At 32.1% G+C, this 14,862-nt stretch carries 11 protein-coding genes; 3 read left to right on the top strand and 8 right to left on the bottom strand.

The window, feature by feature from the left end; translation table 11 throughout:
- Positions 1-11: 11 nt before the first annotated feature.
- Positions 12-1,706: a lysine--tRNA ligase gene (lysS, locus tag ABJM36_RS02415; protein WP_348448800.1), complete on the bottom strand. Its 1,695-nt coding sequence runs from the start codon at positions 1,704-1,706 to the stop codon at positions 12-14.
- A gap of 299 nt (positions 1,707-2,005) precedes the next feature.
- On the opposite strand from lysS, the gene ABJM36_RS02420 reads away from it, so the two are divergent.
- Entirely contained in the window at positions 2,006-2,164 is a 159-nt protein-coding gene (locus ABJM36_RS02420; protein WP_348448802.1) for a YqaE/Pmp3 family membrane protein, read from the top strand.
- 78 nt (positions 2,165-2,242) lie between these two features.
- Complete coding sequence (gene lipB, locus ABJM36_RS02425; RefSeq protein WP_348448804.1) at positions 2,243-2,950, top strand: lipoyl(octanoyl) transferase LipB; 708 nt, start codon at positions 2,243-2,245, stop codon at positions 2,948-2,950.
- Between the two features lie 40 nt (positions 2,951-2,990).
- Here lipB and ABJM36_RS02430 read toward each other — a convergent pair whose 3' ends face one another.
- From ABJM36_RS02430 to ABJM36_RS02460, 7 genes are all read right to left on the bottom strand, one after another.
- Complete coding sequence (locus ABJM36_RS02430) at positions 2,991-3,383, bottom strand: response regulator (RefSeq protein ID WP_348448806.1); 393 nt, start codon at positions 3,381-3,383, stop codon at positions 2,991-2,993.
- On the bottom strand, positions 3,370-5,241 hold the full coding sequence (locus ABJM36_RS02435) for a PAS domain S-box protein (protein ID WP_348448808.1): 1,872 nt from the start codon (positions 5,239-5,241) through the stop codon (positions 3,370-3,372). The genes ABJM36_RS02430 and ABJM36_RS02435 overlap by 14 nt, the downstream gene beginning before the upstream one ends.
- 306 nt (positions 5,242-5,547) lie before the next feature.
- The gene (locus tag ABJM36_RS02440) at positions 5,548-6,597 is read right to left on the bottom strand and encodes a nucleoid-associated protein (protein WP_348448810.1); all 1,050 of its coding nucleotides are present in this window, start codon (positions 6,595-6,597) and stop codon (positions 5,548-5,550) included.
- 133 nt (positions 6,598-6,730) lie between these two features.
- Complete coding sequence (locus ABJM36_RS02445) at positions 6,731-7,408, bottom strand: hypothetical protein (protein WP_348448812.1); 678 nt, start codon at positions 7,406-7,408, stop codon at positions 6,731-6,733.
- Between the two features lie 6 nt (positions 7,409-7,414).
- Positions 7,415-8,959, bottom strand: a complete 1,545-nt coding sequence (locus tag ABJM36_RS02450) for an OmpA family protein (RefSeq protein ID WP_348448814.1) — start codon at positions 8,957-8,959, stop codon at positions 7,415-7,417.
- A gap of 104 nt (positions 8,960-9,063) precedes the next feature.
- Positions 9,064-11,496, bottom strand: coding sequence for a ribonuclease HII (locus ABJM36_RS02455; protein ID WP_348448816.1), 2,433 nt, complete (start codon positions 11,494-11,496; stop codon positions 9,064-9,066).
- Positions 11,497-11,527: 31 nt separating this feature from the next.
- Positions 11,528-12,127 carry a ribonuclease HII gene (locus ABJM36_RS02460; RefSeq protein WP_348448820.1) on the bottom strand — a complete coding sequence of 200 codons (600 nt, stop codon included), beginning with the start codon at positions 12,125-12,127 and terminating at the stop codon, positions 11,528-11,530.
- A 600-nt stretch (positions 12,128-12,727) separates the two neighbouring features.
- Between ABJM36_RS02460 and ABJM36_RS02465 the strand changes: the two genes are divergently transcribed.
- Complete coding sequence (locus tag ABJM36_RS02465; RefSeq protein WP_348448818.1) at positions 12,728-14,731, top strand: putative porin; 2,004 nt, start codon at positions 12,728-12,730, stop codon at positions 14,729-14,731.
- Positions 14,732-14,862 lie beyond the last annotated feature (131 nt).

Below are 14,862 nucleotides of genomic sequence, written 5' to 3' on the forward strand. Positions count from 1 at the left end.
TTTGATAAGTATTACATGATACTAACAAACAGCCCGTCATCAGTCTTCTCAACTTTTGATAGATTATTTTTAGTTAGCTCTTTAATTGTTTTATCCCATTTTTTATTGGATAAACCAGACTGCGATTTTAAAGCTACAAGATCTAGTTTTTCAGCTTTCTTCAAAATTTCAAAAACAGCTTTTGCATCATCACTAATAGCTAAAGGTTTTTTCTCAGGGCGCATTTGCGGGAAAAATAAAACCTCTTGTATCGATTGGTTATTGGTTAAAAACATAATTAAACGATCCATACCAATTCCCATTCCAGATGTAGGAGGCATACCATATTCTAAAGCACGTAAAAAGTCATGATCAATAAACTCGGTAGCTTCATCATCACCTTTAGCAGCCAATTTAAGTTGGTGTTCAAAACGCTCACGTTGGTCAATAGGATCGTTAAGCTCAGAATACGCATTAGCAATTTCTTTACCACAAACCATCAGCTCAAAACGCTCTGTTAATTCAGGATTATCACGGTGTTCTTTACATAGTGGACTCATTTCTTTAGGGTAGTCGGTAATGTAAGTTGGCTGTATGTAGTTACCCTCGCATTTTTCACCAAAAATTTCATCAATAAGTTTGCCTTTACCCATGGTTTCATCAACCTCGATACCTAGGTCCTTGGCAGCTTGTCTTATTTCATCTTCAGATTTATCGGTAATATCAAAACCAGTAAAATGCTTAATAGAATCTGCCATAGTAACTCTAGCATATGGCGCTTTAAAATCTATTTCATGTTCGCCAAAAGTTGCTTTAGTACTTCCGTTTACGGCAAGAGCACAATGCTCTAATAATCGTTCACAGAAATCCATCATCCAATTGTAGTCTTTGTAAGCTACATAAATTTCCATAGCTGTGAACTCAGGGTTGTGCGTTCTGTCCATCCCTTCGTTTCTAAAGTTTTTAGAAAACTCATAAACCCCATCAAAACCACCAACAATTAGCCTTTTAAGATACAATTCGTTTGCAATTCGCATATACAAAGGAATATCCAAAGCATTGTGGTGTGTAATAAACGGACGTGCCGCTGCACCACCAGGAATAGGTTGTAAAACAGGTGTTTCAACCTCAAAATAACCAGAATCGTTAAAAAACTGGCGCATGGCGTTAAACAATTTGGTACGCTTAACAAACACTTCCTTTACCTGTGGGTTTACAACCAAATCGGCATAACGTTGTCTGTAACGCTGTTCTGGATCGGTAAACGCATCATGCACTTTTCCGTTGGTATCAGTTCTGGGTAATGGTAAGGGTTTTAAGGCTTTACTAAGCAATGTGAAATTTTTAACCTTTACCGTTTTTTCACCAACTTTGGTTAAAAACAATTCGCCCTCAATACCAATAAAATCGCCAATATCTAGCAATTTTTTATATACATCGTTGTACTTACTTTTATCATCGGTAGTACAAATTTCATCTCTATTAAAATATACTTGAATACGGCCGTCGGCATCCTGCAATTCAGCAAAACTTGCATTACCCTGTATACGTCTCGACATTAATCTGCCAGCAATAACCACCTTATTTTCTTCCTTAAAATTGGTTTTTATGGATTTCGATGTGTCCTTTACAGGGTATAAATCTGCCGGATAAGGGTTAATACCCAAATCGCGTAATTTTGCTAATTTCTCTCTTCTTACAAGTTCTTGCTCAGATAATTGTGACATATTCTAAATACTAGGTGAAAATTTTTAAGGCACAAAGATAAACATTTGATTTTCCATTTACATCTATTGATTTATGAATTTTTTGTGCGTTACCACAAGGGTCGGGCTATACACTATATCTTTTTAAAAATGTTACTGTGTGGAGGGAGGACGTGACATTCTTAACATTTTTAGTTTATCATTTAGCTAATTGGTTACTCCTTTTAAAAAAGGATGCCGTTTCTATCCCTAACGCAGCGTGTAACAAATAACTAACTTTATCGTCAAATGAGTAAATCATCAATAAATAAATATCAAACATGAGTATCTGGAGAGTTTTACTATCTATTATTTGCCCACCTTTAGCTGTTATCGATAAAGGTTGCGGTTCTATAATTATTGTTTTCTTATTATGGCTTTGTGGTTGGGTGCCAGGTGTTATTGCAGCCTTAGTTATACTTAATAACCCTAAGAGTTAGTTGGCCGTTGGCTGATATGAAGTATCAGTCTTCAGTCATTAGTCCTTTTTATATAAAATATCGTAATTTTACAGCCGTATGAATAAGAACATCGAACTACAAGATTTAGGCTTAAAAGACTATAAACAAACCTGGGAATATCAGGAAACCTTGTTTCGAGGTATTGTAGATGCAAAAATTAAGAATAGAAGGGAAGAGGCAGGTCTGGAAACCAAAAATCACTTTTTATTTGTCGAGCATCCGCATGTATACACCTTGGGTAAAAGTGGCGATATGTCTAACTTATTGGTGGACGAAGCACAGTTAAAAGAAAAAAATGCAAGCTTTTATAAAGTAAATCGTGGTGGCGATATCACCTATCATGGTCCTGGGCAAATAGTAGGTTATCCTATTTTAGACTTAGATAATTTTTTTACCGATATTCATAAATACCTTCGTTTTCTTGAAGAAATGATAATACTAACCCTTGCCGAATACGGCTTAAAAGCAGAACGTAGCTCAGGAGAAACAGGTGTTTGGCTAGATGTAGGAACACCATTTGCACGTAAAATTTGCGCTATGGGTGTGCGAGCTAGCCGGTGGGTTACTATGCATGGTTTTGCACTTAATGTAAACGCTAATTTGGGGTATTTCGATTTAATGATTCCATGCGGGATACGTGGTAAAGCAGTGACTTCCTTAAATGTTGAATTAGGAAAACAAGAGGTTGACGAAACCGAAGTAAAAGCCAAATTACTAAAGCATTTTTCCAATTTATTTGAAGCCGAATTTATAGAAAAGAGTTAACCTTTTTCTTTGGACTTTGGTGAAATTAGCACAAAACGAATTATTCCTTAAAAATAGATTCTTTTAATTTATCTAAAGTTATCGGTTTAACAATATAATTGCTATTAATATTATATTGTTTAGCACGCTCCTTATCTGCTTTAGAGTCAGAACTAGTAACTATAAATATTTGTATTTTTTGCTCTATAGGTATGGTTTTAAAAGCATCTAAAAATTGCCAACCATCCCAAATTGGCATATTAAGGTCTAATAAAATAAGTTCGGGAAGTCTTTCGCCATTCGAGATTATGGATTTCAATTTATCAAAAGCATCTTTGCCGTTAGAGCATATTAAAACAGATTCTACAAATCCACTCAAATCTAAAAAACGTTTAGTAATATAAACATGAGTTGGATCGTCCTCAATAATACAGGCTAGGTTAATTTTTTTCATTTCTAAAATTTACTTTAAAGGTTGTACCAATATTTTCAGTGCTTTCTACTTCAATTTTACCACCTAAGGCTTCTACTTGAGTTTTGGTAATAAATAAGCCAATACCTTTGGAGTCTTTATTTTGATGAAATGTTTTATACATACCAAAAAGTTTATTTTTATGTAAATCTAGGTTTATTCCAAGACCATTGTCGGTAAATTCTATTGAAGTATAAGTGCTATTCTTTTTGTACTCTATCTGAAGATAGCTCTCTCTTTCGTTGGAACGATACTTTATGGCATTTGTAATAAAATTTAGTACAATACTATCTAAATATGCTTTTATTCCAATAACCTCAAGATCTTCAGGGATATTGGTTTTTATTTTTACCTTATTAATTTCTGCAAGTGGTAAAATAGATTCAATTTGTTGATCGATAATTGGTTTAATAGGTATGTTAGTAAGAGTTTCTTTAGATAACATGTTTATTTGTACAATCTCTGAAAGATCTGAAATAGTTTCTTCTAGGTTTTGAGATGATGTTTCTAATAGCTGAACCATTTCATTTTTAAAAAAATCTGGTTCTTCACTTTTTAAAATTCCTAAAAGTGCCGAAATACCTCCTGAGTGCGATCGTAAATTATGTGAAACAATATGGGCAAAGTTTTTTAAACGTTCATTTTGATCTTTTGTAATGGAAATAATTTTTTCCATCCGTATTTCTTGCTCCTTAATTAAGGTAATATCTACTATTTGAGAAACAAAATGAAGTACATCGTCGTTTATATCTCTTACCACTGAAACTGCTAAATGAATGTAAACAATATGTCCGTTTTTATGGAAATAGCGCTTATCCATTTTGTAATGGTCCCGTTTACCAACAATAATTTCTTTTAATAGGTGTAAGTCTAAATCAAGATCTTCTGGATGGGTAATGTCTTGAAATGTAAGGTCGTACATCTCTAAAGCTGTATAGCCAAGAATATTACATAGCGTTTGGTTAACTTTTAACCATTTACCGTTACTATCTAAGATTGCCATACCAATAGCGGCATTTTCAAAACTACCCCTAAAAGCTTGCTCACTTTGTTTTAGCTTTATCTCATTGGTTTTAATTAAATCGATGTCCTGTATAGTACCGTAAATTCTCCTGATTGATTCGTTGTTTTTTTCGGGAATACCAATGACTTTTACCCACTTTGTGTTGTTTAACTTAGTAACTATTTGTAGTTCTTCGGTAAATCCTTCACCGTTTTTTAATGCCTGAAGTACAAGTTCGGTTATACGATCTCTATTAAATCCTTTTTTGTAAAAGTTTATTCCTGTATCAAGCGAAGGTTCATAGTCCTCTTCAACTTCGTGTATGTTTTTAGTTGTATTGCTCCAAATTACATTTTTATTGCTTACATCCATTTCCCAAAAACCTATATGGGCTTCATGATTACATCTTTCTAAAAAACGTTCCTGTTCTTTTAGTTTTGTAACTTCAATATGAGATCCTAACATTCTTATAGGAACTCCTTTTTTGTTTCTTATTGCTAAACCTTTACATCGTATCCAAACAATTCTACCATTTTTATGTGTGTATCTTACAACTTGATCATAAGGAAAATTTGGGTCACTTAAATGTTTTTGAAAGTTAGCAACGGCAATTTTTAAATCGTCTTGGTTTATTATATTTTGCCATGCAGAGGCTTTATGAGCTTTGTTTTCCGGATTGTAGCCTAGGGCTTCCCAAAAGCGTTTGTTCATCCATTCATTTTCTGGGTTTTCTAAATCCCAGTACCACATACCGTCTAGGGAATTATTTTGGATAAACTCGAAAATAGTATCATCAGATTTTATAAGATCATACAATTCTTTTTGTAAATAATTCATTTTTAATTACTTGATTAACAGTGCTATTAATTAATATATGTTTGTTGTAAATCTTAGGATTTACATGGTTTTGTTTTGGAGAAGCGTGTTTATTGATAAGAGAGTAACTAATAGATAATCAATTAAGGCAATACATATTAAACTAGTTTCTGCGTCTAATTTAATGATTTAGTAAAAATAATTTATGAGAATTATAATTATTTTAAAAAAAGCAAAGTTGATTTTCGCTACATTTCTTATTAGTTAAATGCTTAATATTTTGGATTTGTGTGAGTTAGTGGTGTTGCTTTTTAAAAAAAATATATATTAATCTTCCTCGTTAAAAAACACTTTATAATAATGCATTTTTTTCACATCATCATAACCACGTTCTAAATATTCAGCTGATGCGTCTGGCGCATCAATATCTAGTTTTATTTGTATGTTGGTATCTAGTTTAATGTCTGTTTTTATCTTTCGTTTAGCTTTGGTCACTACAGCTTCGGCAACATCAAATTGGTTTCTTAAAACAAGGTTTTGCTCGCTTTCGTAATCTTTTTTGTAGTTTTCAAATTCTCTAATGTGTTTTTCATCTTCAAATAATTCTTCTTTAAAGCGTTCTACATTAACAATTTCATTCTCTTTAAAAAAATCAATAGTATGTGCTAAAAACGTGTTTTGTTCTTTGGCACCATAATTAGGTTTTAAAACTTCGGTCGAGAATTCTTTACAAAGCTCTATATATTGTTGTGTGTGGTTATTAGCATCATCGGCATATTTTATATTCAAAAAATGATTAAGCCAATATTGTGCATCGTAACTGTTATTGTCTACACTTAAAATAATATTTCCTTCGGTATCGCTTTGGTTTAAAATTAAACAGCCTTTGTCTACTTTTCTGGAGTTAATTCCTTTTTGTACTAATACATCATAACTGTTATTTTCTAAATAGGTTTGAAAGAAATTAACCTTGCTTTCTATTTTAAAAATTCCAATGGCGTTAGTGGACATGTCTCTAAACTCTATACCTTCAAACATTACAACCAGAACATCGCCTGTTTTTATTTGAGCCGAACTTGATTGCTCATATAAATGGGTAACAATATGTTTTGATACTTCAACAAAAGCATCCTCATCATTAAACATTTGGGTGCAATAGCTATTTATTTCGTTTAATGAAATACTTGCGTGGTGGTTAAACCGGTAACTTTGCACAACACTACCAAAAGGTCTTAATAAAAAAGGTAGCATTAGGTCGTAACTAGGTTCGTCAAAATCGACTAACTTTTCTGAAAAAGCATTTTTTGTGTCGTTAAACTTGTTACCTACTTTGTGTATGATAAATTTTGATATGGCGGCGTTTTTTCTTGAGATCATGAATTGTGTATTATAAATGCAATACTATAAAATTAAGCTGAATTTGATATAAAAAAAGAGCACCAAAGTACGATACTTTGGCACTCAAGATTCAAGGGCTTGCCTTTAGTGGTTATAGGTCTTTATGCTATAATTATTTTGAAAAGCTTGTAAGCTCTGAATAGCCCATAAGTTTGCCGTTTTTGTTATAGGTTTCTGTTCTTACTACGCCTACGCCTTCGGCAATCCATTCTTTTATAGTAAATGTCATTTTCATACCCATTTTCATTTCGTTTTTATAACTTAATACAAAGCAGTTAAAAGTTCCTGCAGGTGTGGTTATGGATTCTTTGTTGTTTACCTTCCTGTTTATAAGGGTTACACTCATATTCATTTTAATGCCGCCCATATCTATGGCCATATTCATGTTGGCATCTTTTAATGTTGTCCCTACCTGTAAATCGTTTGGTAGTTCTATATTGTTACCTGTAATATCCATTTCCATGTCTTTGTATTGCTTAAACATGTCTTGCCTCATCATCGATTTAAAATCAATAGAAATACGGTTGCCCTCGCAAGTTATTTTATAGCTTGTAGTTGTTATTTCTTTGTCTTTGGCATCTAATATTATGGTTTTTATTGTGGCCTCATTATTTTCAATAGTGGTTACTTCGTAATTAACAGCACCTTCCTTTTTACCTTTTTTATTGTAATTGGTCATTTCGAAGTTAGCACCAACTTCAAATGGGTAATATGCTTCGCAAGGGTTTTGACTAAACGATGCGTAACTTATATAGAGTAAGGTGATTAGGGATATAATTTTTGTTTTCATAGCATTTTAAATTTTTATGAATTCTACACGTCTATTTTGGGCTTTACCATAATTAGTAGTATTGTCTGCAATAGGAACACTTTCTCCTTTACCATTTGTTTGAAGTCTGTGTCCTGAAATTTTATAAATACTAATTAATGCTTCTTTAACGGCAGCAGCGCGAGCTTTTGAGAGTTTTAAATTGGATTCTTCAGTTCCATCAGCATCTGTATGTCCAACTATGTTTAGTTTGATATTCTCATCTTGCATTAATACTTGAGAAATTTGACGAATAATCCCTAAGGATTGTGGCTGAATATTTGCAGACCCAGAGTCAAATAAAATACCATTGGTTGATATTTTGCCTTCTGAAAGTAATTTACGTCTTAAATCTACACCACCTTCTAGGACTTTTAGATTAGATATATAAAGGTGTTCTTCGCCGTCTTTAAAATTATTAATATGAAATTTTAGATAGTTTAAAACGTTTAGCTCTTCTATAAATCGAGGAATGTCTACATACTTAACTTCATTTACCCATAACCGATACCTGTTTTTAGTTACAGAAATAGAAATATGTGGCTTATTTAGAACTTCATTTCGTATGTCTGCTTTAATATTGGCATTTATTTCTCCTCCACCTCGGTTAAAATAATTTTTGGCTCTTAAAGGGAAAGCTCCGTATTGCCCAACAGGTATTGAAACATAAGCGTAATGTGCAGTGCCATCTTTAAATTTGTTATCGTCACTTAAAATAATAAATAACTGTGCTGTTGATGAAGTTTTGCGTCCAAGGCCTTTTGTGAGTATATCGAATTCAATTGTATAATCTTTTGGTAAATTATTTAAATCGGGAATAAAATAGACACCATAACCAGATTTTAATTCGAACCAGTTGCCTTTATCTCCAATTCTTACAACTTCTCCCGAAGCGTTAGTGTTCCATTTACTAGGAAAATCGCCTATAAAATCTTGTGAGAAATCATCATAAAATAACATTTTGTCACCTGGAACAAAATCAAATTTACTGTATACTTCTAGGTTATCTGATATGTTCGCTTTTTCAGTATCATCATTTTCGTGATTTGAATCCGTTCCTTGATCATTAACTGTAATAGTGTCATCGGAATCATTTTCTGTTTCTTCTTCGTTTGTATCCCGCTCCCGTTGACCTAATAGTAATTCTTTTGCGGTTTTAATACTGTATTTTAGGGCTTTTTTAGCTTTGTTTATTTGTAGTGTTGCTTTCCCTTGTTTTAAAATACTTAAACCACCTAAATCTCCTAAAATATCTGGAGCACTATCGGTTAAACCATTTAGGTCATCTAGTGCATCTTCCAAAATATCAATATCGTCCTCTTCTAATGGCGTTCCTGCTTCATTATATCCATCATATTTATAAACCTTATCATAAATATCGAACGATTCAGTCACAAAATTATCAACACTAGAAACTCCAACTTTACTTTTAGGACGTTTTAATGGGGTAGTTTGCGCTTCAGTATTCGGACAAATAAAAACTAACGCCACCGAAAAGAGCAAGACGTGTATTACGTTTATTTGTGATTTCATCTGTAATTGATTGATTATTAGCTACCTTAAAGATAAAGATTAGTTATTTATCAACAAAAAAGATGAGAGGAATTTATGTTTTAGAGGTCTTATTAATATCCCAATTAATTGATTTGATACAGAATTAATACTTTAGGTTCTCCTTTAACAATAAACTCTAAATTTCTGTCTTTATCAATATTATCCAATTCTATGGCGGAGTTTCCATAAACAGGGAAATTTGGAAGTAGTTTAGATTGACTGTCGTATAAATAGATTTTATGCGATTGTAAATCTGTAGTAGAAACGTAAATTTTATTGTTTATGTAAAAAAGTTTCGGGTTAGTATAATCTCCAAAATCTAATTCGTTGGTCTTACCTTTTATCGTTAATTTGTTTTCGCTTTGAGTTACTAACGTTTTGCTAGTGGTTTCAATATGATGGTTTTCCGTAAGGTTTAAGTTTCTAGACGATACATTACCTTTTGTATCTACCGAAACTAAATCGCCAGTAGCTGTTGTTGTGGTAAAGGTATTATTGTATAAAAATACTGGTTGGTTGGAATAGGTGTAAGACTGCTTGGGTTTAACTCTGGTTTTACCAAGCCTATCTAAAATGTAAAGTTTGTTATTCAATTTAATAGTAATGTAATCTTTACTGCCTATTCTAAAATGTTTAGGTTGAGAAATTATGGTGTTACTGGCCGATTTAAACTTGAAGCCAGTTACTGTTTTACCTTTTGTATCATACATTAACACGTTTTTACCTTGAGTAACTAAAAGCCTGTAGTTTTTGCGGTTATCATAATCAAAAACGGCCAAGGGTTGGGTAATGTTATCATTAAATTTTAGGGCAAATGGTTTTACTTCTTTGCCATTTCGGTCTAAAATATAAACCCGGTTTGGTGTTGCAAATGCTAATTGTAAGCGACCGTTTTTATAAATATCTATTTGCTCTATTCTACCTAAAACAGGACCTTGTAGCTGTTTTTTCCATAGGGTTTTTCCTTGGTTAGATATTAAATATAAATTGTTGTTTACATCTTGTACAACAATTTCTTTCTGTTTGGTAATATGGTTTTTAACAAATTGCGGGGTATTTAAAATGGCTTTGTCTAGTTTTATATTTAATTCTTCTGAAACAGAGTTTACATGAGCTCTTTTTTTGTTTTTTGCTATAATGCCATTAATATGCGCAAAATTGTTGTCGTAAATAAATTGAATGGCCGATGCATTGTAGGTGTCTATATTATAAGTGGTATTGGCTGTTATATTTTTATTTAACAGCGTTTTTAGTGTTGATGTATTTATAATTTGTAATAATGATGATGCGTCACTTAGGTTTTCCTTATTGTTTTTAAAATACGACGTGGTATTTAAAGTTGTTTTGTTTTGGTAGTTTGCAATTATATTTTGAAGCATTTCAAGACTAGCACTAAATACTAGATAGTTGTCTATAATGCAATATAAGTTGGCATTGGTAATATTAATAAATGGTGAAAAGGTATGGGCAAACAAATTAGGCTTGCTAAAGCTATAAATGTCAATTTCTCGATAAGTATCAACACTTGTTTGTTCACCTAAAAGCGCGTCATTGGTTGCAATAATATCAATAGAGTTTAAAACAATGGCTCTATGGTTTCCTTCATAAATAACTCCAACTTCAATAACATCATTAAAAAGGTTGGTGTTAATTTCTAGGGAGTCTTTCTTTTGGTATTTAACCAAATTGGTATGCAATTTTGTAAAATCGTCAAATGTAAATGCCAATACGCCATCGCTATTGGTTGGTGTTATATTTTGAATTTGATTGACCTGAGGAATTGTATTTTTAAAAACATTAATAAGACTATTAGTAGAATCGATTGCCTTGGCAATACCATTAAAGTACGTGTCGTTTTGGTTTAATTCCACATCAATAGCTATATATTTTGTAAGCTGGTTAAGTGAAAGCGAATCTTCAATAAAAAGCGATGGTACTAAATTCCATTTCGTGTTTAAAAGAATGGAAGCTGTTTTGTTACTACTTGATGCCTTGTATAGCTTCTTTATGTTTTCATCTTTATAATTAGAAATAAAGGCTTGGACAACTATATATTTTGATGAGGATGCTATAAAAGTACTATCAATAATGGTACTGTAAAAAATAGATTTTTCAATAGTATGTTTTCTAATAGATTGGTTGTTGTATTTAAGTACCTCTTCAGTGTAATTGGGTAAAGAATCTGTAAGAAATAAATCTTTGGTTAGTTTTGTTATTAAGGAGTATTGTAAGCTATCGGCAGTATCTTCCGAAAAACAAATTAAAACCTCGCCGCTAGGGTTTAAGTGTGTTAAAGGCGAAAGTTTTTTTTCTAAATTCGTGAAAGTTGTAGTGCCTGAAATATTTTGTAAAAAATTACTATTATTAATGCCACTGTTTAAACCTTCAATATTATTAGTCTTTAAAATTAACGAGGTGTTTTCGGGCACGTAATCTAAAAGATTAACGCGTTTATTGTTCGTTTTAGAGCATGCAAAAACCATGAACAATAGGAAAGCAAAACAAAGTAGTCTCATAAAAGGAATTAATTTATGCAAATATAAAAACTTAAAGGTCTAACTTAAATTGGTCGGGTAATAATCTAAACGATTTTCTGTGGTATTTTGTTATGCCATGTTTTTTAATAGCCGCTCGGTGTTCTTTAGTGGGGTAGCCTTTGTTTTGTTTCCAATTATACATTGGGAATTCTTCGTGAATTTTGTCCATATATAAATCGCGATGGGTTTTGGCTAAAACAGAAGCAGCGGCAATACTTAAATATTTACCATCACCTTTAATAATGGTGTCATAAGGGATGTCTTTATAGGGTTTAAATTTGTTACCATCTACAATAACAAATTCTGGTGTTTTAGTTAATTGGTCAATAGATTGGTGCATGGCTAAAATTGAAGCGTTCAATATGTTTATCTCATCAATTTCTTCTTGAAATATGTGTGCTACCCCAAAGCATATTGCGCGTTCCTCAATAATAGGTTTTAAAACTGTTCTTTTCTTTTCACTAAGTTGTTTGGAGTCGTTTAAAATTGCATTTTTAAAATTTTCTGGAAGTATAACTGCTGCCGCGGTAACCGGGCCAGCTAAACAACCGCGACCTGCTTCATCTGTACCACACTCTAAAATTAAACCGGAATAATTTGCTAATAACATGACGCTAAAATATTGATAATTCTTTAAACTATAATTACTATGTGGAGTTAGTATTTTTATCAAGAATGTTATGGAAAGTTTAAAAAAAATAATGTGGCTTGTTTAGATTTATTCAAGGTTGTGTATAGCTTAATGTTAGGAAACGGTTTTTAGTCGAGATTTTAAACGTTAAAAGTACCTTTATTAAGTACTTTTTAATATAATTCTTTGTTTGTTAAAAATAATATTTAGAAATTCGTCCTTGACTAATTCAAATAATTATTAAATTAAAATTAACCTAGTTACTAACACTTTTTGTGTTGTTTTCAGTTTAACTGGTTAATACTTAAGAAAGTCAAATTACTCATAAAATTATTTATTGTAGTAGTTTGACTTTTCTTTTAGTAATGGTTTAATAGATCCTATACTTAAAGGATTCACTATCGTTTTTTCAATTATTTAACTAAACAATAAATAATTTTTTCATTTTACAACGTTATCATATTTTGTATTTACATTTGCATGGTTTTAATTTTGTTTAATTTTTTAGCATTATTAAAATAACTCTTGTAAAGTATTTATAATGGCTTTAGCTTTAAATTATATAAAAAACACCCTAGAATGCATAAATTAGTTACCATACTTCTTTTGTTATTGTTTACTTTATCAATAAAAGCGCAGGTTTTACCTCAAAAAGGACAAAAACAAGAAGGAGTAAAGTCTACTCAAGTTCAGGATTCATTAAGAACAAAGCAAAAGTTACAGGGTAAAGAAAAGACTTCAGAAAAGCAAATAGCTAAAATAGAAGACTATCTAATCATTTCTCACGAAAGAGATACTACATATCTTGACACCTCTTTAACTATTCAAAAAGAATATAAGTTTAATTATTTACGTAAAGATAATTTTGGATTAATTCCGTTTTCCAATTTAGGGCAAACCTATAATAGTCTAACTCATAATTTTGCTAACAGCAATTCTATGCCATTATTTGGGGCTCGAGCTAGACATTTTAATTACATGGAGATTGAGGATATTAATTACTATCATGTGCCAACACCATTAACCGAGCTGTTTTTTAAAACAGCATTCGAGCAAGGGCAATTGGCCGATTCCTTTTTTACGGTAAATACCTCCCCGCAATATAATTTTTCAATTGCTTATAAAGGGTTGCGATCTTTAGGTAAATATCAAAATATACTTACTAGTACAGGTAATTTTAGGTTTACGTCAAATTATACATCAAAAAATAAACGATACAATGTGAGAGGTCATATTGTAACGCAAGATTTATTAAATCAGGAAAATGGAGGTTTGCAAGACGATAGTGTAATCGATTTTGAGTCGGGGGACCAAGAGTTTATAGACCGATCAATTTTAGAAGTCAATTTCGAAAACGCCGAAAGTATAATGCAAGGAAAACGCTTTCATCTAGATCATAGCTATTCGCTTTTTAATAAATCGGTTAAAGCTCATCTACCAGAAACACTTAATGACTCTACTTCTAAAAGCAGTTTAAAAATCAATCATATAATGTCCTTCGAAGATAAGAGTTATGAGTATGATCAAACTAGTGCCGACACTGATTACTTTGGTGATGCATTCAAATCAACTAGTTTAAAGGACAAAGCTACTTTAGAAAACTTCTATAACAAAGTTCAGGTCGATTACTTTAACAACGTACTAGGTCGTATTCAGTTAAATGTAAATACTAATAACTATAACTATGGTTACGATAAATTGGTAGTACTAAACGGAAACACAATTACTAATCGAATAAAAGGAAATATTGTTGCAGTAGGAGGTAAGTATAGTAAACGTTACAAAGGTTTTCGTTTTAATGGCGAACTAGGAGCTAACATCTCTGGCGATTTCGACGGTAATTACCTTAAAGCAAATGCCGTTTTTAATTTAAATAGCGAAATTTCGGCATCTGCATCCATTAACCACAGTTCAAAAGTGCCAAATTATAATGCCCTCCTATATCAAAGCGACTATATCAATTACAATTGGCAAAATAACTTTAGTAATATAGAAACCCAGCAAATTGGGTTTAACCTAAAATATAAAAACTTAGCCAACATTATAGTCGATTATTCTACAATCGATAACTATGTGTATTTCCAAAAGGACCAAACCACACTCCAAGTAGCCCCATTCCAAAACACCAGTACAATAAACTACCTAAGAGTTAAATTGGTGAACGAAATAAAGTTCGGCAAATTCGCATTAAACAATACCATATTATACCAAAACGTAAAGGACGACAATAACACCCTAAACGTTCCAGAATTAAATACCCGTAACACCATATATTTTTCAAGCCCATTATTTAAAAATGCCCTGTATTTACAAACAGGGGTAACCTTAAATTACTTTACCAAATATTATATGGATGCCTATAATCCTGTATTGGCAGAATTCTATGTGCAAAACGACGCGCAATATGGTAATTTTCCGCGCTTAGATTTCTTCTTGAATGCTAAAATTCGTCAAACAAGAATCTATTTTAAGGCAGAACATTTTAATGCTGCATTCACTGGCTATAATTATTATTCAGCACCAAACTATCCATACCGCGATTTTTCAATCCGATTTGGTGTTGTTTGGAATTTCTTTTTATAAACATCAATTGTGCGTTCCCCTTCGGGTCTGGCTATCCGTTTCAAGTCCTCGCACCTCCTACGTCGTGCTGTGGGCTATGCACTACTATCCCTAACGCGGGTGGATCAGCAAGTATATACAATACCAATAAA

The sequence above is a fragment of the Algibacter sp. genome (assembly GCF_039977455.1).
In the GTDB taxonomy this organism is placed as follows: Bacteria; Bacteroidota; Bacteroidia; order Flavobacteriales; family Flavobacteriaceae; genus Algibacter_B.

Bases quoted from the DNA above. Each gene is read 5' to 3' on its own strand.
- lysS (WP_348448800.1), bottom strand. From the start codon at position 1,706: ATGTCACAATTATCTGAGCAAGAACTTGTAAGAAGAGAGAAATTAGCA.
- ABJM36_RS02420 (WP_348448802.1), top strand. From the start codon at position 2,006: ATGAGTATCTGGAGAGTTTTACTATCTATTATTTGCCCACCTTTAGCT.
- lipB (WP_348448804.1), top strand. From the start codon at position 2,243: ATGAATAAGAACATCGAACTACAAGATTTAGGCTTAAAAGACTATAAA.
- ABJM36_RS02430 (WP_348448806.1), bottom strand. From the start codon at position 3,383: ATGAAAAAAATTAACCTAGCCTGTATTATTGAGGACGATCCAACTCAT.
- ABJM36_RS02435 (WP_348448808.1), bottom strand. From the start codon at position 5,241: ATGAATTATTTACAAAAAGAATTGTATGATCTTATAAAATCTGATGAT.
- ABJM36_RS02440 (WP_348448810.1), bottom strand. From the start codon at position 6,597: ATGATCTCAAGAAAAAACGCCGCCATATCAAAATTTATCATACACAAA.
- ABJM36_RS02445 (WP_348448812.1), bottom strand. From the start codon at position 7,408: ATGAAAACAAAAATTATATCCCTAATCACCTTACTCTATATAAGTTAC.
- ABJM36_RS02450 (WP_348448814.1), bottom strand. From the start codon at position 8,959: ATGAAATCACAAATAAACGTAATACACGTCTTGCTCTTTTCGGTGGCG.
- ABJM36_RS02455 (WP_348448816.1), bottom strand. From the start codon at position 11,496: ATGAGACTACTTTGTTTTGCTTTCCTATTGTTCATGGTTTTTGCATGC.
- ABJM36_RS02460 (WP_348448820.1), bottom strand. From the start codon at position 12,127: ATGTTATTAGCAAATTATTCCGGTTTAATTTTAGAGTGTGGTACAGAT.
- ABJM36_RS02465 (WP_348448818.1), top strand. From the start codon at position 12,728: ATGCATAAATTAGTTACCATACTTCTTTTGTTATTGTTTACTTTATCA.